Annotated in this window: 22 protein-coding genes and 1 pseudogene; 13 read left to right on the plus strand and 10 right to left on the minus strand. The window is 43.6% G+C overall.

Translation table 11 applies throughout. The features are described from left to right. Window positions 1-70: 70 nt before the first annotated feature. The 3 genes and pseudogenes from pepI (at window position 71) to FD44_RS06455 (ending at window position 3765) form a co-directional block, all read left to right on the plus strand. Entirely contained in the window at window positions 71-946 is an 876-nt protein-coding gene (gene pepI, locus FD44_RS06445) for a proline iminopeptidase (protein ID WP_029327473.1), read from the plus strand. A gap of 86 nt (window positions 947-1032) precedes the next feature. Beyond that, on the plus strand, window positions 1033-1764 hold the full coding sequence (locus FD44_RS06450) for a sulfite exporter TauE/SafE family protein (protein WP_010619059.1): 732 nt from the start codon (window positions 1033-1035) through the stop codon (window positions 1762-1764). Window positions 1765-1803: 39 nt separating this feature from the next. After that, window positions 1804-3765 (plus strand): annotated as a pseudogene (locus tag FD44_RS06455) (GTP-binding protein). Window positions 3766-3837: 72 nt separating this feature from the next. On the opposite strand, the gene FD44_RS06460 reads toward FD44_RS06455, so the two are convergent. The 3 genes from FD44_RS06460 to FD44_RS06470 all read right to left on the minus strand — a co-directional run bounded on the left by FD44_RS06460 (window position 3838) and on the right by FD44_RS06470 (window position 6523). Further along, entirely contained in the window at window positions 3838-4617 is a 780-nt protein-coding gene (locus FD44_RS06460) for an SDR family NAD(P)-dependent oxidoreductase (protein ID WP_010619060.1), read from the minus strand. 177 nt (window positions 4618-4794) lie between these two features. Then, window positions 4795-5640, minus strand: coding sequence for a hypothetical protein (locus tag FD44_RS06465; RefSeq protein ID WP_010619061.1), 846 nt, complete (start codon window positions 5638-5640; stop codon window positions 4795-4797). Between the two features lie 40 nt (window positions 5641-5680). Next, window positions 5681-6523: a DegV family protein gene (locus tag FD44_RS06470; RefSeq protein WP_010619062.1), complete on the minus strand. Its 843-nt coding sequence runs from the start codon at window positions 6521-6523 to the stop codon at window positions 5681-5683. A 196-nt stretch (window positions 6524-6719) separates the two neighbouring features. Here FD44_RS06470 and FD44_RS06475 point away from each other — a divergent pair, with 196 nt between their 5' ends. Beyond that, the gene (locus tag FD44_RS06475) at window positions 6720-7844 is read left to right on the plus strand and encodes a family 8 glycosyl hydrolase (protein WP_010619063.1); all 1125 of its coding nucleotides are present in this window, start codon (window positions 6720-6722) and stop codon (window positions 7842-7844) included. 33 nt (window positions 7845-7877) lie between these two features. On the opposite strand, the gene FD44_RS06480 is transcribed toward FD44_RS06475, so the two are convergent. Together FD44_RS06480 and FD44_RS06485 are read right to left on the minus strand one after the other, a co-directional pair. After that, window positions 7878-8534, minus strand: a complete 657-nt coding sequence (locus FD44_RS06480) for a YczE/YyaS/YitT family protein (protein ID WP_010619064.1) — start codon at window positions 8532-8534, stop codon at window positions 7878-7880. Further along, on the minus strand, window positions 8531-8962 hold the full coding sequence (locus FD44_RS06485; RefSeq protein ID WP_010619065.1) for a MarR family winged helix-turn-helix transcriptional regulator: 432 nt from the start codon (window positions 8960-8962) through the stop codon (window positions 8531-8533). Before FD44_RS06485 ends, FD44_RS06480 begins: the two co-directional genes overlap by 4 nt. A gap of 181 nt (window positions 8963-9143) precedes the next feature. Here FD44_RS06485 and FD44_RS06490 point away from each other — a divergent pair, with 181 nt between their 5' ends. Together FD44_RS06490 and ppdK are read left to right on the plus strand one after the other, a co-directional pair. After that, window positions 9144-9761, plus strand: coding sequence for a helix-turn-helix transcriptional regulator (locus tag FD44_RS06490; protein WP_010619066.1), 618 nt, complete (start codon window positions 9144-9146; stop codon window positions 9759-9761). A gap of 217 nt (window positions 9762-9978) precedes the next feature. Continuing rightward, entirely contained in the window at window positions 9979-12630 is a 2652-nt protein-coding gene (ppdK, locus tag FD44_RS06495; RefSeq protein ID WP_010619067.1) for a pyruvate, phosphate dikinase, read from the plus strand. Window positions 12631-12670: 40 nt separating this feature from the next. On the opposite strand, the gene FD44_RS06500 is transcribed toward ppdK, so the two are convergent. Beyond that, window positions 12671-14098: an APC family permease gene (locus FD44_RS06500; protein WP_010619068.1), complete on the minus strand. Its 1428-nt coding sequence runs from the start codon at window positions 14096-14098 to the stop codon at window positions 12671-12673. Between the two features lie 161 nt (window positions 14099-14259). Between FD44_RS06500 and FD44_RS06505 the strand changes: the two genes are divergently transcribed. The 3 genes from FD44_RS06505 (at window position 14260) to FD44_RS06515 (ending at window position 16396) form a co-directional block, all read left to right on the plus strand. Next, window positions 14260-15225 carry a quinone oxidoreductase family protein gene (locus FD44_RS06505; protein WP_010619069.1) on the plus strand — a complete coding sequence of 322 codons (966 nt, stop codon included), beginning with the start codon at window positions 14260-14262 and terminating at the stop codon, window positions 15223-15225. Between the two features lie 65 nt (window positions 15226-15290). Then, window positions 15291-15755 (plus strand): hypothetical protein, encoded by a 465-nt coding sequence (locus FD44_RS06510; RefSeq protein WP_010619070.1) that lies wholly within the window; start codon window positions 15291-15293, stop codon window positions 15753-15755. Further along, window positions 15752-16396, plus strand: coding sequence for a DNA alkylation repair protein (locus FD44_RS06515; RefSeq protein WP_010619071.1), 645 nt, complete (start codon window positions 15752-15754; stop codon window positions 16394-16396). Before FD44_RS06510 ends, FD44_RS06515 begins: the two co-directional genes overlap by 4 nt. Window positions 16397-16465: 69 nt before the next feature. Here FD44_RS06515 and FD44_RS06520 read toward each other — a convergent pair whose 3' ends face one another. Beyond that, window positions 16466-16969, minus strand: coding sequence for a DUF2798 domain-containing protein (locus FD44_RS06520; protein ID WP_010619072.1), 504 nt, complete (start codon window positions 16967-16969; stop codon window positions 16466-16468). Window positions 16970-17282: 313 nt separating this feature from the next. Between FD44_RS06520 and FD44_RS06525 the strand changes: the two genes are divergently transcribed. After that, the gene (locus FD44_RS06525; protein WP_010619073.1) at window positions 17283-18746 is read left to right on the plus strand and encodes an amino acid permease; all 1464 of its coding nucleotides are present in this window, start codon (window positions 17283-17285) and stop codon (window positions 18744-18746) included. A 59-nt stretch (window positions 18747-18805) separates the two neighbouring features. Here FD44_RS06525 and FD44_RS06530 read toward each other — a convergent pair whose 3' ends face one another. Then, window positions 18806-20428, minus strand: a complete 1623-nt coding sequence (locus FD44_RS06530) for an ABC-F family ATP-binding cassette domain-containing protein (protein WP_010619074.1) — start codon at window positions 20426-20428, stop codon at window positions 18806-18808. Between the two features lie 143 nt (window positions 20429-20571). Here FD44_RS06530 and FD44_RS06535 point away from each other — a divergent pair, with 143 nt between their 5' ends. The 3 genes from FD44_RS06535 to FD44_RS06540 are packed head-to-tail and all read left to right on the plus strand — an operon-like array spanning window position 20572 to window position 21506. After that, complete coding sequence (locus FD44_RS06535) at window positions 20572-21099, plus strand: GTP pyrophosphokinase (protein WP_010619075.1); 528 nt, start codon at window positions 20572-20574, stop codon at window positions 21097-21099. A gap of 39 nt (window positions 21100-21138) precedes the next feature. Next, the gene (locus tag FD44_RS10855) at window positions 21139-21288 is read left to right on the plus strand and encodes a hypothetical protein (RefSeq protein ID WP_010619076.1); all 150 of its coding nucleotides are present in this window, start codon (window positions 21139-21141) and stop codon (window positions 21286-21288) included. Then, complete coding sequence (locus FD44_RS06540; RefSeq protein WP_010619077.1) at window positions 21285-21506, plus strand: DUF1697 domain-containing protein; 222 nt, start codon at window positions 21285-21287, stop codon at window positions 21504-21506. Before FD44_RS10855 ends, FD44_RS06540 begins: the two co-directional genes overlap by 4 nt. Window positions 21507-22332: 826 nt before the next feature. Here FD44_RS06540 and FD44_RS06545 read toward each other — a convergent pair. Together FD44_RS06545 and FD44_RS06550 are read right to left on the minus strand one after the other, a co-directional pair. Next, entirely contained in the window at window positions 22333-23058 is a 726-nt protein-coding gene (locus FD44_RS06545; RefSeq protein ID WP_010619078.1) for a B3/B4 domain-containing protein, read from the minus strand. A gap of 17 nt (window positions 23059-23075) precedes the next feature. After that, entirely contained in the window at window positions 23076-23528 is a 453-nt protein-coding gene (locus tag FD44_RS06550; protein WP_010619079.1) for a MarR family winged helix-turn-helix transcriptional regulator, read from the minus strand. Window positions 23529-23710: the final 182 nt, after the last annotated feature.

Genomic DNA, 23710 nt, shown 5'->3' on the forward strand with positions numbered 1-23710 from the left:
ACACATAAAATTTGACACTCTCAGGCGTACAATTAATTCTAACAACTTCATTAGAAAAGGACCGTTTGCTATGAAAATTGAAGAAGGATACATGCCATTTCGTGACTACAAAACTTATTACCGCATTGTTGGCGAACCCAGCGACAAAACACCATTATTATTACTTCATGGGGGGCCTGGATCATCCCACAATTACTTTGAATTGATGGATGACTATGCCAATACGGGTCGCCAATTAATTATGTATGACCAAGTCGGCTGCGGAAAGTCATCACTTCCTGAGGACGAAAGCGTCTACGTCAAAGAAACTTGGGCGGAAGAGCTGATTGCTTTACGAGAATACCTCCATTTGGACCAAGTTCACATGCTGGGTCAATCGTGGGGCGGCATGCTCGAAATGCTATACCTGACTAGCTACAATCCTAAGGGAATTAAGAGTGTGATGATTGATGGTTCACCAGCTTCCATTAAATTATGGACGCAGGAACAGCAGCGGTTGATTTCTTATTTAAGTTATGAGGACCGCACGGCGATTGCTGAGGCAAAAAGAACCGGTGACTTCACTAACCCTAAGTATTTGGCTGCAAACGACCGCTACATGGAACGTTACTGTTGGGATGACCCTGATGAAAATTCACCAGAACCTCTCCGCCGAGAGACAAACGGGGCTCGTGCTAGTTTGATTGCAGAAGGTCCCAATGAGTTTACTGAAAATGGGACAATCAGCGACTTTGATGTGACGGATCAGCTCAAGAATATCGATGTTCCCGTTTTGGTCACGAGTGGAACAGATGATTTATGTACACCATTAGTAGCTAAATCCGTCTATGACAATATTCCAGGTGCAAAGTGGCACTTATTTGCGAACAGTCGTCATTTGGCACTTTTGGATCAACACGATGAGTTTATTAGCGTGTTGGATAATTGGTTAAAGGAAAACGATTAATCATTTAAGGAATCGATATCAATTTTATTGAAATTGTTATCGATTTTTCTTTATACTAAGGGATGGATAGATGATAGGAGAACGACATGACGATAGCTTTAATCATTTTAATCGCTCTTTTTGGTGCTTTAGTGCGAACCGTTTTTGGGTTCGGTGAGGCGCTCGTAACGATGCCGCTGCTGGCTTTAGTTGGGTTTAACATTCAAGCGTCTACTGCCTTAATTGGCGCGCTTGGCCTGCTAGTTGCGTTACCAGCAACTGTCAAATATCATACTAAAATTGATTTTGCGGTTGTTCGTCGATTAGTGGCTGGATCCGTATTGGGCGTTCCAGTCGGAATTTTGCTCATTAAAACGGTAAATCGGAGCTTGGTATTACATTTATTTGGTGGCTTTTTAATTCTTTATGGCGCCTATAGTCTGCTTAAAGTTTTACGCAACCGACCAGGGAAAGCCCATTTACACGCAAATGGGTGGGACTATTTAGCTGGCATCATCTCGGGAACCATGGGGAGTGCGTTCAATAGTCATGGGGTTCCAGTCGTCATCTACGGAACGTTAAAACGTTGGCCGATTGATACAATGCGCGGCATTCTCCAAGCTCACTTTGTTTGCGTTGGCGTCATTGTGGTGGTGAGCCAGGTTGCGTCGGGATTTTGGTCGATGGAAGTGGTTAAGCTACTTTGCATCATCGTGCCCCTGTTATTCGTGGTCATCCCATTTGGTAATTGGCTGACCGCACACATTGCGAGTGAGACGCTGGTCAAATATATTTATATGCTGTTGATTGTATTTGGCGGACTTTTGTTTTTCCGTTAAAAATGAAACTAAAAATAGAAATTTGGGGAGAAATCAATCATGAAACACATCGTAGCAGGCATCATCGCCCACGTTGACGCTGGCAAAACAACCCTTTCAGAAGCGCTGCTCTACCAAACCGGTGCACTGCGTCAGCTGGGCCGAGTGGATAATGGGGATGCCTTTCTTGATTCAGATGATTTAGAGAAACAACGGGGAATTACCATCTTCTCCCATCAAGCCATTCTGCAGCACAATAATCTTGAATTAACGTTACTTGATACGCCAGGACATGCGGATTTTGCAAGCCAAACTGAGCAAGTTTTTAGCGTGCTCGACTATGCCATTTTGGTCGTTTCGGCGACGGATGGGGTGCAGGGATATACCCGAACTCTTTGGCATTTGCTTGAGCGATACCACGTTCCGGCGTTTATTTTTGTGAATAAAATGGATGCGGATAGTGCTGATAAGGATAAAGTTTTAGCGCAATTAAAAGATACACTATCGCAGGGATGCGTTGCCTTTGATTCAGCTGAAATTCCAGATGACTCTTATGAAGAAATCGCATTGCAAGACGAGGTAGTTTTGGATACTTATTTGGAAACCGGCGACCTCGACGATGACACAGTTCGCCAAATGATTCTGCAACGACAAGTCTTTCCGTGATATTTTGGTGCGGCATTGAAGGTTGATGGCGTCGATAAATTCCTAGCTGGCGTTGAAAAATGGACTAGCGAGAAATCGACTAAACCTGATTTTGGTGCGCGAGTCTTTAAAATTTCACACGATGAAAAGGGCGACCGACTCACTTGGGTTCGAGTAACGGGTGGCAAAATAGCCACGAAGGACGTTATTCTAGGGGACCAAAAGGCAAATCAACTTCGGATTTACAATGGCACTAAGTTTACGGTGGCTCAGGAAGTGACAGCCGGCGGAATTTGTGCGATTCCAGGGCTGACGGGCACCCATCCTGGTCAGGGCTTGGGTGGTGAAACAGATGCAGCGATACCAGCTATCCAGCCGGTATTAAACTACGCTGTGGATTCGAAAGACAATGAGATACATATTTGCCTTGACGCCTTACGGGAACTAGAGGATGAGGATCCTCAGTTGCACGTTTCTTGGTCAGAGCATCTGCAGGAAATTCGAATTCAAATTATGGGTGAAATTCAGTTGGAAATCTTGCAGCAAATTTTACTTGATCGGTTCCATTTGGATATTGGCTTTGGCGAGGGAAGTATTCTCTACAAAGAAACGATTAATCAAGCAGTTGAAGGTGTTGGCCATTTCGAACCATTACGGCATTACGCGGAGGTTCATCTGTTGATGCAGCCGGCACCCAGAGGCAGTGGGCTAACGTTTGATGCGAATTGCTCACTCGAAGTGCTCGGCAAAAATTGGCAGAATCAGGTATTAAGCAATCTTGGTGCTAAAGAACACCTTGGCGTCCTAACTGGGTCGCCGATTACCGATATGAAAATTACCCTTGTTGGGGGAAGAGCCAGCATCGTGCATTCGGTCGGTGGCGATTTCCGTGAAGCCACCTGGCGGGCAGTTCGCCAAGGCTTGATGATGCTAAAAGAACGCAATGAATGCCAGTTATTAGAGCCGTGGTACCGGTTTAGACTAGAAGTCGGGCAAGACCAAATTGGTCGCGCAATGAGCGATATTCAGCGAATGAGTGGTCAATTTGATACACCGGATACCGGCGTTGATCAAACGACTTTGACCGGGGTGGCGCCCGTTTCCGAAATGCAGGGGTATATTCAAGAAGTGCGGGCTTATACCCATGGACAAGGGGAACTAGAATGTGTGATTGATGGCTATCGGCCATGTCACAATGCGGATGATGTTATTGCGACGAAGGATTATCATCCGGTGTCTGATTTGGAAAATACACCGGGCTCCGTATTTTGTGCGCATGGGGCAGGCTATCCCGTTCAGTGGGAAGATGTGCCTGAAGCGGCCCACGTTGAGTATACGTATTCGCGAGATGAATTCATGAAAATGACAAATAAGTAGAAAAGGGATGCAAGCAGGTTAATCCGCTAGCATCCCTTTTTGAATGTAACATTTTGAATATTTATTTTTTTATTAAATAGTTGAGTTAGTTACCCAGCCACCGTCAATGACAAGTTCAGTCCCTGTTGTAAACTTTGATTCATCAGAGGCTAGATAAACAAATCCATAGCCAACATCATCTGCTTCTCCAGCGTAAGGTGGCAAGTTGATTCTACCAACATGTAATTTTCCCATTGCTTCCTGCGAAGAGATTCCTGCATCCTTGGCCAAATCAGTATAAATTGGACCGGGATGAACGGAATTGACACGAATATTATCCTTAGCAAACCATTGTGCGGCATGCCTAGTCATGGAGGTAACCGCCCCCTTTGAGGCACTATAAGCAACGCTATGGGCATCTGCAAAGCCGCCAATCAGAGCAGAAACTGAGGAATTATTGATGATTGATCCACCACCGGCTTGCTGCATGACGGGGATGACTTGTTTCATTCCCAGCCAAACGCCTTTTGCATTAATGTTCATAACTTTATCCCAATCATCTTCTTTAGTTTCAAGAATGCCATTGGGAATATGAATACCAGCATTGTTGACTAGAACATTGACTGTGCCAAATTTTTTAACAGCAAGATCCACTACGGCTTTCCAATCATCAGCGTTAGACACGTCTAACTTTGCACCAATAACATTTGGATAAGTTTGTTTAAGTTTATTTACCTCTTCATTTAGCTTATCCGTTACAATGTCAGTTGCGACGACTTTAGCGCCTTCTTTAAGAAAAAGTTTGACTCCAGAAAGTCCCATACCACTCTTTGCGCCAGTGATCAGTGCTACTTTACCATCTAAACGACCCATAATATTACCTCCGTTTATTGTGAAATATATCACATATTTATTGTAAATTTATCCAGAAAATAATTCAAGATGAGAAAAAGCTTTCAATTTCGGATTTTCTTCTTTTAAAAGTCAAAAATAAATACGGAAAGGCTAGGATTCTAGTCTTTCCGTATAAACGGGTACGGTTAGTTAAATTTATTCCGCCTCTTGCGCGATTTGAGTAAAGTAAGTTTTACCGCCAAGGCTGTAAAGACTGTAGTAGGCAGCTTGCAGATCGTTATCTGGGTCTCCTGCTAAGAACACTGGTTTATGCTGGTTTTTGAGCGTTAAACGATAACGATAATTTCCAGTCGTCTTAACGTGTTTTGTGGTTAATCCCTTAATCTTGGTTTTTGTATAAATGTAACGATAGCTACCCTTAACCGACGTTTTGGTAATCTTTACGGAAGCACTTGGTGTTCGGTAATAGGCTAGGGCGTTGTAACTTTTATTGGTATTCGTGTGAACTTCAACATAGCCATCGGAAGTAAACTGGACGGATTTTGAAGAGGAAGAGCCAATGGCGCTAGTACCGCCGATTGTTAAATTACCATGGCTATAGGTCGGTACAAACGTAGGCGTTTTGACCTTGCTAAAGGCTGCCTTGTTGGTCGTATCTATTTGGGCCAGAGAGTATCCCTTATCAATACCTGACTTAATGTACTTATAGCGTAAATTATTCTTTTGATTTAAGAGGAGTCCCGATTTCCATTTCTTACCAACTTGAATCATTTGGGTTTTACCCGTTATGACAGTGCCCTTGGGCAATGTTAGCTTGGTACTGAATTCCTTATTTGATGCAAACCAGTGTGCATTTACAGAAACTTTTTTGGTGGTTTTATAGTAAGTATCTGTATTCAAATAGTCGCGAGGAACAGAATGAGTCCCGATTTTTACGGTAGCTGATTTAGCCTGAGCATTTTGCTGGCTGACTGCTAAGCCTGTTACCGCAAATATACCAACTGTGGCTAAAGATAATAATAGATTGATTTGTTTTTTCATAATTGATAGTCTCCCTGTTTAATGACAGTATAACATGAGTCTATTCCGTCTCATAGAACAAACAAAACGCGCCTTCGCCACCATGAGTTGCCAAAACTGGCGAGATGGCATTAACGGAAATTTCAGTGTCCGGAAATTGGACAGTCAAGGCCGTCTTCATTATTTCAGCCTGCTCGGGTGCATCGACATGGGAAATTCCAATTGTCTTAACCTTGGGACCGCTACTCATTTCTTCATAAATGTTATCAAAAAAACGGTTAATTGGTTTGATGCCCCGCCCCTTTTTCTGAACGACAAGCTCACCGTTCACAATTTCAATCACAATTTTCACGTTTAATAGATTGGTTAAAATCCCGGCAGCTTTACTAATTCGGCCACCCGCAATCAAATTATGCAGGTCGACAACGGATAGGTAGGCTTTTGTACGTTGCTGAATCGATTCCAATTCAGTCGTGATTTCGTCAAGAGTTGCACCAGCTTCAATCATTTTGGCAGCGGTCAAAATTTGAAAGGCACTTCCACGATCACCGGATTTGCTGTCGATGACGGTCACGTCTGCTGTAGAGAGCATTGAGGCCTGATGAGCAGCGTGAACCGTGCCACTGATGCTTTCCATAATATCGATACATAATACTTGGCTTCCGTCTTCGCCAGCCTGATCAAATGCGTCGACGAAACTGCCAATTGGGGGTTGAGACGTTTTCGGTAAAGCTTTAGCTGATCGCATTAGACTTGGGAACTCATCGCTCGTAATGGTCACGCCGTCAACATAAATAACGTCATCAATCATAACGGTTAATGGCACAACAGTAATGTTGTATTGGTTAATTTCGGCTTTAGTTAGACCCGTTGCGGAGTCTGTTACTAGTTTGATATTGGGCATTTAGTTCACCAACTTTATTAGTTTAGTCTTTAAGTCACTATATAGTATTATAAACTAGGTAAAATGGTTTACAAGAACCTTATAGGACGTTAACTAATTTTTAAGATTTTTTTCGATAAATAGTCTTATTACCTCCATACTAACGGAAAATATCGCTACAATGAAAGTAATTAGTCAATAAAAGGGGATTCTTAACATGAAGTTGAAAAAAATTGGACTTAGTATCCTGAGTATGGCAATTGCTGTTGGTGTTTTTGCAGGTTGTTCAAGCACCAAGCTTCATAAGGCCGAGGCGAGTCAATCTGTTACATTATACAACCAGTGGAAGAAGGCTTATGTAGGTGGAAAGACCCAGAAATACGTGAAATCTAATAACGGACAGGGAGCAACAAAGGCCGTGTCTGAGGGTCAAGGCTACGGGATGCTTGCCACCGTTTTGGCAGCCAAAAAGGGTGCGAATACGCATACGACGTTCAATCAATTTTATCGTTATTATCGGGCGCACCGAATTTCTAGTAGCAATCCGCTCATGGAATGGGAGCAAACGAAGCGTTCCGGAAAAATGACCAGCACCGGATCCGAAAAAAATAGTGCCACTGATGGTGATTTGGATATTGCTTACTCTCTAATTCTAGCAGATAAAAAGTGGGGAAGTAAAACCACAAACTATAAAGCGGCCGCTAAGAATATTTTAAAGGCCATTAAGAAAAATGAAATTAATAAGACCACATATCTCCCTAAGATGGGGAATTGGGCAACCAGAAGCTATGATCAAAGCAAATTACGAACCTCAGATTTAACAACCGGCTACTTTAAGACCTTTGCAACTTACACAAAGGATTCATTTTGGACGAAAGTTGCTAGTCACAGTCAGACAGCTGTTAAAAAATTGAGCGCCCGCCATAAAACGGGACTGTTCCCCGACTTTATCAAAGCCACAGGCAGCAGTATCAAATTAGCTGCCGTCTCTGCTTATCAAATTGAAGGGGCCAGTGATGATCAATACGGCTACAATGCCTGCCGTGTTCCATGGAGATTGGCACAAACCTACAAGATAAAGAAGGACAGCACCACGAAGAAAGCCCTCAAGAAGCAGTTAACCTTCTTCAACAAACGTTCAAAGGTGACCGCCGTTTATACATTGGGCGGCAAAGCGGTGAACAGCTACGTTAATACCGCGTTCACGGCGCCAGTTAACTTTGCAGCGAAGACGTTGAAGCAGAAGAGTTTACAAACAAAAACAACGAAACAATTGCCAAAATCAATTGAGAAAAAGAATTACTTCTCAGCAACTTTGGAAGTTGTGACGGCGTTAAGTTAAACATAAAAAGCAATCAGAAATTTCTGATTGCTTTTAATTTTGAACCCATTTTGTAAACTTGGTTAAATGCTCCTCAAACCAGTCGACGATTCTGCCGGTCAACAGTGCTGAAATGACCGTACCCTCTCGGACGCCAATCAGACCGTGAGCGAAAACGAGTGACAGAATAACTGCCGCAATGACCATCGAAATATCGACCCGCACCTTAATCGTCCCGAATGGCTTTTTAAAGCGAAAGGCTAGTGCAGCTGCAATTCCCTCGCCGGCCATCATGAGGGTTCGTGAGTTAACTTCAAAGAAAACCCCGGTCGCTAAAAGAACGACGCTAATGAGCGTGAGGCCCATTTGTTCCCAATAAACACTAGGTTGTAAAAAGCTAAATTGGTTAACGAACCAGTCAATCATGGCACCAAATAAAATTGAGGGTAGAGGTTGAATCAAATTCATCCAGCCAAAATCTTTGCGAAGGACGACCCATTCCAAAAGGATAATCAGAATCATGAATAGAATAGTTGTCTGGCCAATTGTGAGGGGAACCAACATACTCAAAACGTTTGGCACACTTGAAATGGGAGAAGTACCAAGCGTGGCAATTTTTGCTAAGGCAACGCTGGCCGACATGATGAGCAATCCAAGAACCAGTAAGCAAACGTGTTTTAGCTCATAGATAATGTGTTTGTTAAGGGTCATGGGCGGTCACGCTTTAGCAAAACGTTGTAGATATCAGTTAATTTGGTATCGAAATCGTCAACGTCAAAATCGGCCAATTCGTTAAATAGTGATTGCCACCATTTGGCCATCGTTTCGGTTAGTTCCTGTGCGAGCGCTTCTCCAGCAACCGTGAGCGCAATTATTTTCGCCCGCCGATCAGTGGTGGCGGGGGTTCGGGTCACCCAGCCCTTTTTCGCCAAAACGGTTAAGTCGCGGGCAAGCAAACTTGGATCAACGCTCATTTCCTGGGCAATTTGAACTTGCTGGCGGCCGGGATGTTCATAGATAAACATCAGCAGGTCACTTTGAGTGGCGTGCACGTCTAAAGCTTCAATTTGATGATTAAAATCGTTCTTTGACCGCCGATAAATTCCGGCAATGTATTGACTAAAATGATGATATTGCATGATAAAAAGCCTCCAATGATTTAATGGACTTATCTATTTTATGGCTTATTTAGTGGACTTGTCAATTAAATGAGTGCCGTCTTCTGCAAATGAAAGTCATCAAGATTCCGAATAAATGCTATAATAATTCATATTAATAACGTGATATAAAAGGCACAATCAATGGAGGAGGTTAGTGACGATGGATTTTACTGATCGCCAAACGAAAATAATCAATATGCTCAAAAAAACGAGTCCATTGACAGGCGACACAATCGCCAAAACTTTGGGGCTCAGCGTTCCAACGATTCGTGGCGATTTAAGATTATTAACGACGGTCGGTGTTTTAAAGTCGCGACCCAAAGTCGGCTATCGCTACCAAGGAGATCAATTAGTTAATGTTGATTATGATGACCTATATGATATTCCAGTAGGTGACATTATGTTGGCACCCACTAAAATTAACGACGAAGCTAGTTTACAGGAGGCTGTTTCAAAGCTATTTCTAAAGGATGTTGGTTCACTATACGTTGTGGATCAGCAACAGCAAATTGTCGGCCTCATCTCTAGGAAAGATTTGTTACGAGCTAGTTTTAATAGTACAAATCCGGAATCCATGCTGGCCAGTGTCATCATGACGCGGATGCCCAATCTTATCTCTGCCACGCCGCAAACAACGGTCATGGAAGCTGGAAAATTATTACTAAAACACCAGGTAGATTCACTGCCAGTCGTTGAGAAAAAAGGGTCGCTTAAAGTAATCGGGAAAATTACTAAAAATCGAATATTTCAGCATTTTATTGAACGAGGACAAATTTAAAATTTTGGTAAAGAAATCGGACACCTTTTGGGGTGTTCTTTTTGTTTATTGTAATGGCATAAATCCACGCCCTATATCAGGAATGAGGAATTACTAAAGCTAGGTAAGACGGACTATACCACTGAATTCTTTTGGAAAGCGCTTGCAATCTTCCACCAAATAAGATACGTTATAAATGTTTAAATATGACGTTTCATTTAGTGGAAAGAGGGATAATATGTCGAAGTTTATCTACAATTTTTCTGAAGGAAATAAGGATATGCGTGATTTATTAGGAGGAAAAGGGGCCAACTTAGCCGAAATGACTCACTTAGGGCTACCCGTTCCTCATGGCTTTACCATTACAACGGAGGCGTGTCACGCTTATCAACGAACCCTTACCTTAAGCTCTGATCTATTGACACAGCTGGACGCTTCAATTACACAGCTTAGCCAAGAAACGGGGAAGCAATTTGATAGTCATGACAATACCCTACTCATTTCTGTCCGATCCGGTGCTGCAATTTCGATGCCCGGCATGATGGATACCATTTTAAATATTGGGCTAAATGATCAGACAGTAAAAGCTTTGGCACAAACTACTAATAATGAGCGGTTCGCTTACGATAGCTATCGCCGACTGCTGGCAATGTTTGGGAACGTGGTGTACGGACTTGATGAAGCCGCCTTTGACCAGGTGCTAACCGATATCAAACGGAAAAACGGGTATGCTTCTGACTTAGAGTTAACAGCAGAAGATCTTAAACAAGTTGTGACTGAATTTAAAGAAATCTATCAAACATCTGATAAAGGAAAATTTCCCCAGGATCCGAAAACGCAGCTATTAGCAGCAATCAATGCCGTTTTTGAATCTTGGAATAATCATCGGGCACAAGTTTATCGAAAGCAGAATCATATTTCTGAAAACCTAGGCACTGGGGTCAACGTGCAGGAAATGGTCTTTGGTAATGCGGGCGAAAATTCTGGGACGGGTGTTGCCTTTACTCGTAACCCGGCAACTGGTGAAAAGGCCCTCTTTGGTGAGTACCTACTGAATGCGCAAGGCGAGGACGTGGTGTCCGGTGTCAGAACCCCGCAAGATGTTGGCGTTTTGAAAACTGAAATGCCAGCTTTGTATGATCAATTAGCCGAAACCGCAGAAAAATTGGAGACCCATTACCAGGACATGCAAGATCTCGAATTTACAATTGAAAAGGGAAAGATGTTCCTGCTTCAAGCGCGAGATGGCAAACGAACAGCGTATGCGGCCGTTAAAATTGCGGTGGATCAAGTGAACGAAGGCCTAATTACCAAAAAACAGGCATTACTGAGAATTGAACCGGATGCTATTTCGACGATGCTTCATCCTGAATTTGATAAGGAAGCACTGGCGGCACATCAAATCTTAACGACTGGCCTACCAGCGTCTCCTGGTGCTGCGACTGGTCAGGTTTACTTCACCGCAGCGGATGCCAAACAGGCCAGTGAGGCAGGGCACCCAGTGGTTTTACTGCGGCAAGACACATCGCCGGAAGACATTGACGGTATGATTGTTAGTCAGGCAATTGTGACGTCCCGAGGCGGAATGACCTCCCATGCGGCCGTGGTTTCTCGCGGAATGGGCGCAACTGGGGTTGTTGGGGCGCACGAATTAAACGTGGATTATCGGGCTAAGGAGGCTAAAGTTAAGCAGCAAATTATTCATGAAGGCGACTGGGTATCCGTCAACGGGACAACTGGAGATCTCTATTTGGGGCAAATTAAAACCACTGAGGTCACCGTCAAAGGCGACTTGTCGGTTTTGCTGGAGTGGGCGAAAGAGTATTCCCGAATGGGTGTCTACACGAATGCTGACACGCCAAAGGATTTCCAAAAAGCATTGGATTACGATGCAGATGGTATTGGGTTAACGCGAACTGAGCACATGTTTTTCAAGCCAGAACGCCTCGTCCAAATGCGGCGCCTCATCTTGGCAGAAGATGCAGAAGGACGCAAAGATCCACTCGCCAAGCTCCTGCAAATGCAACAAGGTGATTTTTACGAGCTATACAAATTAGCTGAGCATAAAGAGGTCACGATTCGCTTGCTGGATCCACCTTTGCACGAATTTCTACCGCATGATGAAAAAGAAGTTGCGGAAGTTTCTGAGCAAACTGGAATTTCTACCAGCAAGATTAAAGAGCGGGTCAGCTCTTTGAAGGAGTTAAATCCGATGTTAGGCCACCGAGGCGACCGGTTGGCAGTGACCTTCCCTGATATTTATGAAATGCAGGTCCAGGCGATTATGACGGCGGCACTGAAGTTGGCAAATGAAGGCTTGAAAGTGGCGCCACACATCATGATTCCTTTGACGGATTCCAAGATTGAAATGGCGTGGGTTCGGGAACTGGTCGTTAATCAAATTGACCAGGCAACTAAGGCGGCGGGCGTGACGCTTGATTATACGGTTGGAACCATGATGGAAATGCCACGAGCATGTGTGACCGCTGACCAGGTTGCTGAGGAATCTGATTTCTTTAGTTTTGGGACCAACGATTTGACGCAACTGACCTTCGGCTACTCAAGGGATGATGTGGGCTCATTCATGCCGGAGTACATCAAAAAGGGACTTTTACCGGCTGATCCGTTCCAAACCGTGGATACGGAAGGCGTTGGTGCGTTAATGAAGATTGCAATTGATAAAGGGCGTCAAACGAAACCACAGCTCCCAATTGGTGTTTGTGGAGAAGTGGGTGGTGATCCAGCCTCCATTGAGTTCTTTGAGCAAATTGGAGTGACTTACGTTTCTTGTTCACCATACCGCGTGCCCGTTGCCCGTTTGGCGGCAGCACAGGCACACTTACGACAGGCTGGCGCAGAGACACCAGCTTTGGCAGCAAAGACGGCCTAGGCCAAATTAAAAATCATGAGCAGATTTTTGCTCATGATTTTTAGTTTCCACTAATATCGTGCTTTTCCAAATCCTGCATAATCGTATCACCAAGTAAATCGCGGTCTGTCACCGGAATCTTGCGACCCCACCAGACACCCACAGCGCCCAGAACAATCCAGACCCCAAGCAGAACGTATTCGTAAGGCCAGATAAGCGAGTAATCAGTTTTAGGGGTCACTGTAATCAAAGCAATTCCTAATGCTGCTATCCCACCTAAAAGGGGCCAAAGTAACGTCTTATTGCGAAAGCCGCCAATTAGTTGAGGGTACCGTTTGCGAATTTTGAAAAGGCACAACGTACTGAATGCCCAGGCCAAAGCAATCAAGAAACCACCCATGTCTAGGAAGTAGACCAAGGCGCCTTTACCCAACCAACCAATACTCAAAATAAGTGCCAAAACGACCCATAAAGCGTTAGTCGGTGTGCCATACTTCGGATGAATTTTTGCTAATGGTTTTGGCAACATGTGACCCCGTGCGAGGGATAAAATTAACCGGGATGAAGCTGAAAATAAGTTCAAGAAACTGGTTAATAATCCGAGCGCTGAAATAATGAGGGCCACCGTACCAAGAATGGGGAAACCTGCCGCCGTGAAGGCATCGATTGTTCCCATTTGCATTTTTGCCGTTTCCTGCCAAGGCCAAACGAAGGCGGAGGAGAGGAGCACAACAATGTAGTAGGCGCCCGCAGCAACGATGGAAGCAATGACAATTAAGCCAATTTTGCGGGCCGGCATTTTTGCTTCTTCTGCCATGGTCGCGACCGATTCCCAGCCGGTCATGAACGTCATGGCTGGTAAAATGAACCGGATCATCGAGGGGAGTGGTGCCTGTTTGCTGGTGAACGCTGGCCAAAAGTTGTTGAAGGAGCCTTGGCTAAAGCCGACCGCGACCAGAATGGCTCCTAGTACGACTAGCCCGATGACCAGGATGGTTTGAATTCGTCCCGTCAAATGGGCCCCCAGGTAGTTGATGGCGAAAATCAGCAAGGTAATGGCAACCCCAATTGCCAACTCTAAGTAATGGACTTTGATGCCGGCAAAGGAGTAGTACGGCCCAACCGCAATTTCCGGAACAATTTGGGAAATGAGAAGGCTGGAGGCGGTGACGTAAAAGCCAAGTGCACTTAGATAGCCACCGAGAAGTGTCCAGGCCGCAAACAGGGCGCCCGGCTTTTTGAAGGCAATGTAGCCGTAAACAATCTCCCCACCAGAACGCGTGAACATGGTGGAAAGCTCGGCAAAGGAGAGGGAAGCTAAAATTGCAAAAACCATCGCGAGGGCGAGACCAAATATTTCCCCACCAGCACCGTATTCATTGAAAAACTGACTATTAGTATAAATCCAACCGCTACCGATAGTGCCACCAGCCCCCAAAGAAATGAGGCTGAGTGAACTAACGTTTCGTTTGACTGAGTTAGTCGCCATATTGATATCAACTCCTATTTATAGATAGGTAAGCGCTTACAAATAAGCCATAATCAGAATACACTATGGAGACAACTAGCGCAATAAATGTACAATTTGAAGTTGCATTTGGTGAGAGAGTGGCGTTCAATGAAACTAGATTAATAAAGGGATGAGTGGATATGAAAGCTGCATATATCAATCAAGTGGGGGATGCCGGTGAAATTCAATTTGGCGAGTTGCCGACTCCCGAGCTGCATGAAGATGACGTGTTAATCAAAGTTAAGGCGGTGTCCGTCAATAATGTTGATACGTTTGTCCGAAGTGGAGGATTTAAAACCAACTTGACCTTTCCGTTTGTGATTGGTCGGGATGCCGTTGGAGAAGTGCTGGAAAGCGGGTCACAGGTGACGCAATTTCACGCCGGTCAGCTCGTTTGGACGAACAGCATGGGCTATGACGGGCGCCAAGGGATTACCAGTGAATTTGCGGCGATTCCAGCTGAGCGATTGAACGCGGTACCGGATGGTGTTGATCCGATTCAACTGATTGCGGCAGTCCATTCTGCAGCAACTGCCGTTATTCTCCTGCAGCATCATTTGCAGCTTGAATCCGGACAAAAGGTGCTGGTTGAGGGAGCTGCTGGCCACGTTGGAACCAAGCTCATTCAAGTGGCGCACACAATGGGTGCAAGAGTTCTGACCACTTCGAATCCGAATGATTTTGATAACTTAAAAAGGCTTGGCAGCGATAAAACTCTTGATTACCATGGCAATTGGCAAACTAGTGCGAGTGGTGTCGATGTCATTGTTGATACCTCTGGGAAAGTGGCTTTGCAGGAGAATGTGAATTTGCTGGCGTTGGGTGGCAAAATTGGAATGATTACAACGCCCGCAGATGTTAACGCCACTTTGGAGTCACGAAGTTTTTACACCACTGACAAGCAACTTATTGGATTTGTGATTAGTCACGCTGAGTTACCACAATTGCAAGTCGCCGCCAAAGTGTTGAATGATCAATTTGCACAAGGAAACTTGTTGGATGATCAGGTTTTGGTTAAGTCACTTTCTTTCGCGCGCGAGGCACATGAGTTATTGCAAACTGGTGGCGTGAAGGAGAAGTTGGTGCTGGTGCCAGATGGGAAATAGATCAATCTATTTTCTTTTTAAATTTACTGGTATACTCAACTCAACAAAATGAAAAGGGGAACCTCATGGCCTACAAAGTTGATTTCAAAAACGTCGCAACAATTGGATTAGGAAGCTCACCGGTTGCAGAGAAACTCGCTGGAATGCGAGCCCACGAAGCCCGTTATTTCTGGAACAAATTCAAGCATGAGTTTATCACTGTCCCGGCCGCAGATGATCCAGACACCTTAGCGTGGATCGAATCGATTTGCCAGGAAAGAGACCTTGTTTTCCCATATCAACCATTAGAAGTGACGTCATTTGAAGCTGGTGGCAATCGCTACGCTTGCGTTTTTTATGAAAATGGGTTGGCGGTGAATGTTCTATACGGTTTGGAAGAAGGGGCTAAGCGAGCTGTTGGATTCAAATTGAGCGACGGGATGGAAATTCCGGCAGAATTTGAAGGGAAATTTAAGTTCGCTAAGCAACGGTCAACTTTGGCAGGAACCATTCGGGGAACCTTTTTTATCATAAAGGGAACGTATTTATGATGAAATTAGATTTTGAATTTACGGGTAATCCGGAAAACGCAGCGGCGATGGCGGCTTACATGAGGAATCGTTTCGAGTTCATCGGGTTAAAGGCGCCGGAACGTAAAGAGCAAAGCAAGCCACTACTGAAGCTGAGTAGCACGATGGATCTTGAATCATTGCGCCAGTGGATTAAAACACTCTATGAGCGGGATGAGCGCGAGTACCAGTATCTTGCGATTGATTTGGCGGATAAAAATGTCCGGCGCTGGCAATTTTCAGATATTGCCTATTTCAAACAGTTTATTACTCAGAAATCCTGGTGGGATAGCGTTGATTCCTGGCGAACCATGTTTGGCAAGTATATTAAATGGCACCTGGAAGAAAAGCAGGCAGTATTTGACCTGTTCTTTGGCAGTGACAATTTCTGGGAGCGCCGGGTTGCCATCAACTTACAATTAATGGAAAAAGGAAATACAAATCTGACGATGTTGACGAAGGCCATACTGGCTGACCAGGAGACGGATGAATTTTTCATCCAAAAGGCGATTGGCTGGTCGCTGCGCCAGTACAGCAAAACGGACCCAGCTTGGGTACGACACTTTTTAGTGGCGCACCAAATGAGTCGGTTGGCAGTTAAGGAAGGCAGTAAATATTTATGAGCAAAAAAATTCCTCAGCATTTAAAACTTGCTGAGGAATTTTTGTGTTGCTAGTGATTTTTATAAATGTTTAGTCGACTTCTTCATTTGCCTTTTCGTTAACTTTTGCTTGAGCTTTGGCTGATGCAGCCTGCATCTTGCCTAAAACAGCTCGGGCGATTGGTCCAACAATGATTAATTGAAGTGGTAAAGCAACGATAAAGTTGAAGCCCCAGGCATGGAAGTAGTTTGCAACGCCGACGTTACCGGCCATGATAATTCCGAAAAGTGACATGCATGAAACCATTCCAAGAACCATCATAACTGAGATGGTGATTCCGATGAGGACAACGTTTTTCTTCATGTAATCGTTAATGATGTATTTGAAAGCGAGACCCTTAGCGATGGGACCAACGACTAGTAGGTCCAAGATGATTGCGACAAGTAAGCCACCGGGATATTCCTTAATAGAGTTTAATAGGAATCCGTCCGTAAATCCTTGTACTAACGCAACGTTGTAACAAACCATCACAAAGACCATTAGTCCGGCCATGATGGCGGTGAAAACAATTTCTTCTTTTAAATTTTTTGGCATTTTGTATCTCCTTATTTTTAGCAGCACTGTCAACCACTATACAGATTTAAGGGGCAACGCGTAAGTTACATTTGTGTGACATTTTCAAAGTGATCTAATTTCTTCTTTATACAATTTCTGTATAGCCAAAAATAGTTAAAAATACTGCTCCATCAAGTGTTGCATTAGATTGAAAATTCATTTTGTATAAGTCGTACCTTCTAATCCCTCTAAAAAAGAACTATACTTTTAGCGGTGCTAACAAGTTTACAAATTCACTTGTAAATGAAGAACGCTTTTATTTAAATCTGGTTTGATTAGAGGGAACAAAATAATGGAAACAAAAAATGATGGAAAAGTTGGATTAGGTGGGTTAATTGCGTTAATCGTCGGGAGCTCAATTGGGTCAGGCATCTTTGCATTACCCGCGACGGTGACGGGTGGCGCCAATCCGGCCGGCATCTTAATTGGTTGGGCAATTGTGGGTATCGGAATGCTGTCCTTGGTATCCGTTTATAGTAACCTAACGTTGCAGCAATCCAACATTGATGATGGGATTTATGGTTGGTCTCGAAATGCATTTGGTCACCTTGGTGGCTTTATTGGTGCGTTTGGTCACGGAGCAGGGGATGCCATTGGAAATGCAAGTTACTTAGTCGTGCTATTTTCGGCGCTTGGGAGCTTCGGAATCTTTGACTACTTTGGTAAGGGAACGACCTGGCCGGCAATCATCTGTGCGTCAGCCGTGCTGTGGATTGTGAACTACTTTGTGCTTCGCGGGGTTAAGTCGAGTACGAGGCTCAACAATTTCACAACGATTATCAAAATTATTCCCATTGTATTGTTCATTGTGCTGGCAATTATTCAGTTTAATCCGCATATTTTCATGCATAGTTTTGCCTCTACGCAGGTGATGTCTGTCGCAACGGGCAAATGGACGCACGTTTCACTATTTAATCAAAGTAAAACGGTGCTCTTAGCAACAATGTGGACGTTGATTGGCTTGGAATCTGGGACTATTTTCGCAACGCGAGCTCGGAAGCTGGCGGATGTTGCCAAAGCAACCATCATCGGCGCCCTAATCGTCGTATTCCTTCTTGTTGGAACAACGGTGCTGGCGTTAGGATTAATGGCGCCTTCAAAAATTAGTCAATTACATGACCCGTCAATGGCGGGTTTAATGACCCACATGGTTGGTTCATGGGGCGGCACGTTAATTGATATTTGCCTGATTTTAGCTGTGCTGGGGGCCTTAATTGCTTGGGTTAATCTGAGTGCGGAAGAAGTACGTTTGGCGGGTAGAGGTGGTTCTGCTGCAAAGTGGTTGAACGGCCTCAATCAAAATGAAGCACCGCGCAATTCACTATTAATTACGACGGGGATTACCCAAGTTTTGATGATTATTGCCGGAATTGATAAGTCGAGTTACGTTACGTTGCTCTCGTTTTCAACTTCACTGGCGTTGATTCCGTACCTGTTTTCGTCCATCTACGCGCTTAAAAGTGTGATTGTGGGAACCGGATTTGCTAATCGGTCAACGCAACAGCGAGTTTACTCAGGGGTTACTGCTTGTATCGCAATCTTGTTTGTTTTCTTTATGATTTATGGCGCAGGATTCCGGTACTTACTGCTGGCCGCAATTGTGTGGTCACTAGGTCTTCCATTCTTTTTCAAAGGGAAGCGAGAATGGCATTCCCATTTCAATAAATCTGAAATAGTGGTTTGCTCGGTCATTTTCCTAATGGCGTTGGTTGGAATTTACGCATTGGTCACCGGGTCAATTCAGTTTGATGCTTAAACAAAAAACGACTAGAAAGTCTAATCATTCAGGATTAGATCATCTAGTCGTTTTTCAATTTAGTAGATATTTTCAATTTTTGCTTGGCTAGCTTCATGATTTAAAAATTCGTCATAAGTCGTGTCAGGCAGGTCAACGATTCCCTTTGGTCCAACCTCAATCAAGTGATTGGCGATCGTTTGGATGAATTGGTGGTCATGACTCGTGAAGATGAGAGAGCCAGCAAAATCAACCAATGCATCGTTCAAACTTGTAATACTTTCAAGATCCAAATGGTTAGTCGGATCGTCTAAAAGGAGTACGTTTGCTTTGCTAAGCATTAACTTAGAAAGGTAACTCCGGACTTTTTCACCACCGGAAAGGACGTTTACCTTCTTCAAAACTTCGTCGCCTGCAAACAGCATTTGACCCAGGAAGCCGCGAAGGAAGGTATTGTCACTTTCTTCCTTGCTAGCATATTGACGTAACCATTCCAAAATATCAAACCGGTCGTCGCTAAACTCAGGGGTCAAATCCTTTGGCATGTAAGCTCGGTTTGTTGTCACGCCCCAAGTAACGGTACCAGTGTCTGGCTCAAGTGTCCCGGCAATGATTTGCATCAGTAAACTAGTTGTTGCATCAGAGCGGGAAACGAAGGCTGTTTTGTCGCCAGGGCGAAGAATGAAGCTGACGTTATCCAAAACTTTTTCGCCGTCGATGGTCTTGCTGACGTTTTCAACGCGAAGCAAGTCATTTCCAAGTTCACGTTCTGGTGTAAACTTAATGAATGGGTACTTACGTGAGCTGGGTTTGATGTCATCTAACGTGATTTTATCTAGTTGCTTCTTTCGAGAAGTGGCCTGTTTTGACTTGGAAGCGTTGGCCGAGAAACGGGCAATAAATTCTTGCAGTTGTTTGATTTGATCTTCTTTTTTAGCATTTGATTGGGCTTTTAAGCTTTGTGCTAACTTAGAGCTTTCAAGCCAGAAGTCGTAGTTACCGACAAATAGTTCAATTTTACCAAAATCAACGTCGCAGATATGGGTACAAACGGCGTTCAAGAAGTGACGGTCATGACTGACAACTAAGACGGTATTTTTATAGTCGGCGAGGAAGTTTTCCAACCAGCTAATCGTCTGAGGGTCAAGTCCGTTGGTAGGTTCGTCTAAAAGTAGGACGTCTGGTTTACCAAAGAGGGCCTGAGCTAACAAGACCTTAATCTTGTCACTTTCTGGTAAATCCTTCATTAAAGAATCGTGTTGGCTTTCAGGAATTCCCAGTGATTGTAACAACTGACTTGCATCACTTTCGGCGTTCCAGCCGTCCATTTCACCAAATTCACCCTCTAATTCGGCAGCGCGCAGGCCGTCTGCATCGGTAAAGTCTGGTTTAGCATAGATGGCATCTTTTTCAGCCATAATTTTGTACAGTTGTTCGTGGCCTTGGAGAACGGTGTTTAAAACAGTTTGATCATCGAAAGCAAAGTGATCTTGCTTTAAACTACTCATTCGTTCGTTGGGGCCCATTGAAACTTTGCCGGAAGTTGGGGCAAGGTTGCCCTCAAGGATTTTCAGGAAAGTTGATTTACCTGCACCGTTTGCACCGATAATTCCGTAACAGTTACCGGGGGTGAATTTTAAATTGACGTCATCGTACAGTTTTCGATCAGAAAAAGACATTGATACATTATTTACAGTTAACAAGCTTATACCTCGCTTTAATTTTTATTTTTCGAGTTCCTTTATCGTCCCCCTATACTATCAGATAAGAGCCGCGGGAACAAATGAACGATGTTTCATGTGAAACAATAGTATAATACTGGTAGCTAATATACAGGAGGAATTCAATGATACTAGAACGAAAAAGTTATATGGATTTCAAACAAATTGCGAAAGACTTTAGAAGTGAGCGTGGCGTTCCTGAAGAGCCTGCAATCGCTGAGCTAGAGCAACTTAATGAACTGTTTGCATTGGCCCAGGCCGGTGCAAATGAGATTGGGACGAAGCTTGAAAACTTAGATTCTGAATTTCAAGTGAAACATGATCATAACCCCATTCATCATATTGAGGAACGAATTAAAAGTGTTCAAAGTTTAATGAAGAAACTTGATAAAAAGGGGCTTGATCGGAAAGTTGAAAACATTGAGGATAACATTTCTGATATTGCTGGACTTCGAGTGGTGACCAACTACCTAGATGATATTTACTTGGTGGAGAAAATCCTAGTTAATCAGTCCGATGTCATGTTACTTAAGCGAAAAGACTATGTTAAAAATCCCAAACCAAGTGGCTATCGAAGTTTGCATTTAGTTGTGTCAGTACCCGTATTTCAGGCGTCTGGCAGTCAAGACGTTAAGGTCGAAATCCAGATTTGAACCGTTGGCATGGATATGTGGGCAAGCTTGGAGCACAAATTGCGCTATAAAACGGATATTAATCAGGAGTTAGTTGATCAGTATGGCTCAAATTTACAAGAATATTCGGATGAGCTTGAGGAAATCGAAACCAAAATGCAGAAAATCTATCAGCATTTAAATGAAGACAGTGAGATTAAACGTGCATGAAAGTAATGTTATTGCGCGGTGTCAATGTTGGTGGTAAGCGGCGCCTCTTAATGGCGGATGTCCGCCAACTATTTGCGGATCGAAAGGGTTACTTTAAAAGTGAGTATTCAAAATTGATGAAGAATCCGTACTACCGACAGATGACAATTCGAAATGGAAATACGCTGGAAAAAATCCTCGATAAGGCGAAAAAGATGACTAATTTTAAAATAAATTAGAAGCCTAATCTCTTATATATCAAGGCATTCATCATGATTGATAAAAAAGTCACAAAGATTTTAAGTATTTTGGTTGTAATCGTTTTCAAAACGTGGTATCTTACTTGTGAGGAAAGAAATAAACCTCATCTGATTGACTTCTCGAATGTTAGCGTTTGTACCGTTTCAAGAGACAATAACCACTGATTTGACCGTTAATCCGTCAGAGTGTTTTCTGTTGAAAGATGGAAAGAGTCGAGATGCTTCAGGAAGTTTGAAACGACTCAAAAGTTTGGGATTGCGGCAATTTCCGTAGATTCGTCAAAGGATTTTCCATCGAGAGGTGGAGGGGTTCTGTGTTTCAGGAAGTTTGTAGGATCCAAAAGTTTGGGATTGCGGAAATGCAAGACGTTTCAAAAGAGTCACGTGTTACAAGCAAGACCTTGTGGGTGATGTGAAAGCTCGCAAGCGCACCAAGGTTATGTTTAGATAAAAATTAAAAGATACGATCAGTGGAGGTAGTAGCTCATTAAGAAGTTTGTTAATGGTTTCTCCACAGCGTTTCATACCGCCGTTAGCCTGAATAAGTAATGGGTGCTTGTAAAACCACACCAACTTTTATCATTAGAACAATGACAGCAGGTAGGCCAGGATAGGAACGACGTGTAATTGAATATGAAGGTGTTAAGTGATTAAAGATTTTAGGTTTAATAAATCAATCAGTTGGGATATTTCCTCATAGGGGATTCAAGTAAGAGAAGGCTTGAATCCTATTTTTGTGCAATTAAATAGGCTTAGAACAGCAAAAAACGCTCATCCACCATATTTTTGGGGATGAACGTTTTTCTTAATCTTCAAATTGGACATCGACTTCTTGATTATCTTTGGTTAGCTCATGAATGACACCGGTTGTTGAGAACTCTGCGTCAACAAGCTGTTTCAGTTCCTGAACGGCGTCCTTTGCTCGTTTGGCGCCATCTTCCGTTACGGATTCGATGACGAGAACTGTTTCGGTAGTTTCCTCGGTTAACATGGTTCTTTGTGCTTCACGCCAGTTAAAGCAACGGCAAACGGCACCGGTATCGTCGTAGTAGATAACCTCGCCAGGAAGAGCGGGAGAATCTTCTTCAGCACCAAGTGGCCAGAATGGTTCGCCGCCCTTAGCAACGCCCAAATGTAAATTACCATCAATTTTGGCAATTGTTTCCCCACCAACTGGGACCGCGTATTTAAGTGAAATGCTGTTGTAGATGTCAACGAGGGGAATAATTGGTGTGAATTCGTGTCCCTGACTGACCCGTTTGAGTAAGGCTTCAATGGAAGAACGAGCACCCTTCTTCGTCTTAAATTTGGTGAAAGCATCACGCCACTCAGCGATGACTGGGTTCTTCCTAAAGGGATCAACCTCGATAAAGGGCTCTGCTTCATCCTCAGCAGCACTTAGCATTTTTTGAAAATGGGCCTTTTTACTTTCATCCACGTGATTGTCGATTCCCTTAGCAAATAGAATTTCGATGTGGGCCTCTGGGAATAGTTCCCAGAATGCGGGATCAATAATGATTTTTTTAGTCATGAACATGAATCTCCTTTTTAGTAATTTCGTTTATTGCCTTTTTTTACATAGTCCCAATTCTGTGCAATATTGACGCTCATTTTATCTAAAAGCTGCTCAGCATTTTTGCGTTCTTCGGCGCTAAATCCCTGAAACGCAACTTCGGTTGAGTAATCATTTTCGCGTTTAATTGGCTCATAAACTTTTAGTCCCTTTTTAGTGGGATAAAGATGTTTGGTTTTTCGATTTTCTGAATCAAATCGGCGTTCAATAAAGTCGTTTTCGGCCAATCGCTGAACGGCCCTTGCTGCAGTCGTGCGATCGGTACAGATCATTTCAGCTAGGCGTTCCTGAATGATGCCAGGATTTTCGCAAATTCGCGTTAAATACATATATTGTCCGCGAGCAAGTTCATACTGTTTGAATTCAATGTTGGCAATTGAATCAAGTGCTCGGGCAACAACGCCGATTGAGCGGAGAATATTTGCCATGAGACCACCTCACTTTCAGTAGTCATATTGTAAAATAGATATGTTGTAAATGCAACAAACAAAAAGGCAGGCGCTTTTACGCTTGCCTTTATTAGTCGTTAAATCATCGTCTTAACACCCATCACCAAAATCATAACGCCCATTGCGATGTTGAGGTACATGCGATAATCCCTTTATGGTTG

The organism is Secundilactobacillus malefermentans DSM 5705 = KCTC 3548 (assembly GCF_001436395.1).
GTDB lineage: Bacteria > Bacillota > Bacilli > Lactobacillales > Lactobacillaceae > Secundilactobacillus > Secundilactobacillus malefermentans.

Coding starts and splice junctions, on each gene's coding strand:
- pepI (WP_029327473.1), top strand. CDS start 71: ATGAAAATTGAAGAAGGATACATGCCATTTCGTGACTACAAAACTTAT.
- FD44_RS06450 (WP_010619059.1), top strand. CDS start 1,033: ATGACGATAGCTTTAATCATTTTAATCGCTCTTTTTGGTGCTTTAGTG.
- FD44_RS06460 (WP_010619060.1), bottom strand. CDS start 4,617: ATGGGTCGTTTAGATGGTAAAGTAGCACTGATCACTGGCGCAAAGAGT.
- FD44_RS06465 (WP_010619061.1), bottom strand. CDS start 5,640: ATGAAAAAACAAATCAATCTATTATTATCTTTAGCCACAGTTGGTATA.
- FD44_RS06470 (WP_010619062.1), bottom strand. CDS start 6,523: ATGCCCAATATCAAACTAGTAACAGACTCCGCAACGGGTCTAACTAAA.
- FD44_RS06475 (WP_010619063.1), top strand. CDS start 6,720: ATGAAGTTGAAAAAAATTGGACTTAGTATCCTGAGTATGGCAATTGCT.
- FD44_RS06480 (WP_010619064.1), bottom strand. CDS start 8,534: ATGACCCTTAACAAACACATTATCTATGAGCTAAAACACGTTTGCTTA.
- FD44_RS06485 (WP_010619065.1), bottom strand. CDS start 8,962: ATGCAATATCATCATTTTAGTCAATACATTGCCGGAATTTATCGGCGG.
- FD44_RS06490 (WP_010619066.1), top strand. CDS start 9,144: ATGGATTTTACTGATCGCCAAACGAAAATAATCAATATGCTCAAAAAA.
- ppdK (WP_010619067.1), top strand. CDS start 9,979: ATGTCGAAGTTTATCTACAATTTTTCTGAAGGAAATAAGGATATGCGT.
- FD44_RS06500 (WP_010619068.1), bottom strand. CDS start 14,098: ATGGCGACTAACTCAGTCAAACGAAACGTTAGTTCACTCAGCCTCATT.
- FD44_RS06505 (WP_010619069.1), top strand. CDS start 14,260: ATGAAAGCTGCATATATCAATCAAGTGGGGGATGCCGGTGAAATTCAA.
- FD44_RS06510 (WP_010619070.1), top strand. CDS start 15,291: ATGGCCTACAAAGTTGATTTCAAAAACGTCGCAACAATTGGATTAGGA.
- FD44_RS06515 (WP_010619071.1), top strand. CDS start 15,752: ATGATGAAATTAGATTTTGAATTTACGGGTAATCCGGAAAACGCAGCG.
- FD44_RS06520 (WP_010619072.1), bottom strand. CDS start 16,969: ATGCCAAAAAATTTAAAAGAAGAAATTGTTTTCACCGCCATCATGGCC.
- FD44_RS06525 (WP_010619073.1), top strand. CDS start 17,283: ATGGAAACAAAAAATGATGGAAAAGTTGGATTAGGTGGGTTAATTGCG.
- FD44_RS06535 (WP_010619075.1), top strand. CDS start 20,572: ATGATACTAGAACGAAAAAGTTATATGGATTTCAAACAAATTGCGAAA.
- FD44_RS06540 (WP_010619077.1), top strand. CDS start 21,285: ATGAAAGTAATGTTATTGCGCGGTGTCAATGTTGGTGGTAAGCGGCGC.
- FD44_RS06545 (WP_010619078.1), bottom strand. CDS start 23,058: ATGACTAAAAAAATCATTATTGATCCCGCATTCTGGGAACTATTCCCA.
- FD44_RS06550 (WP_010619079.1), bottom strand. CDS start 23,528: ATGGCAAATATTCTCCGCTCAATCGGCGTTGTTGCCCGAGCACTTGAT.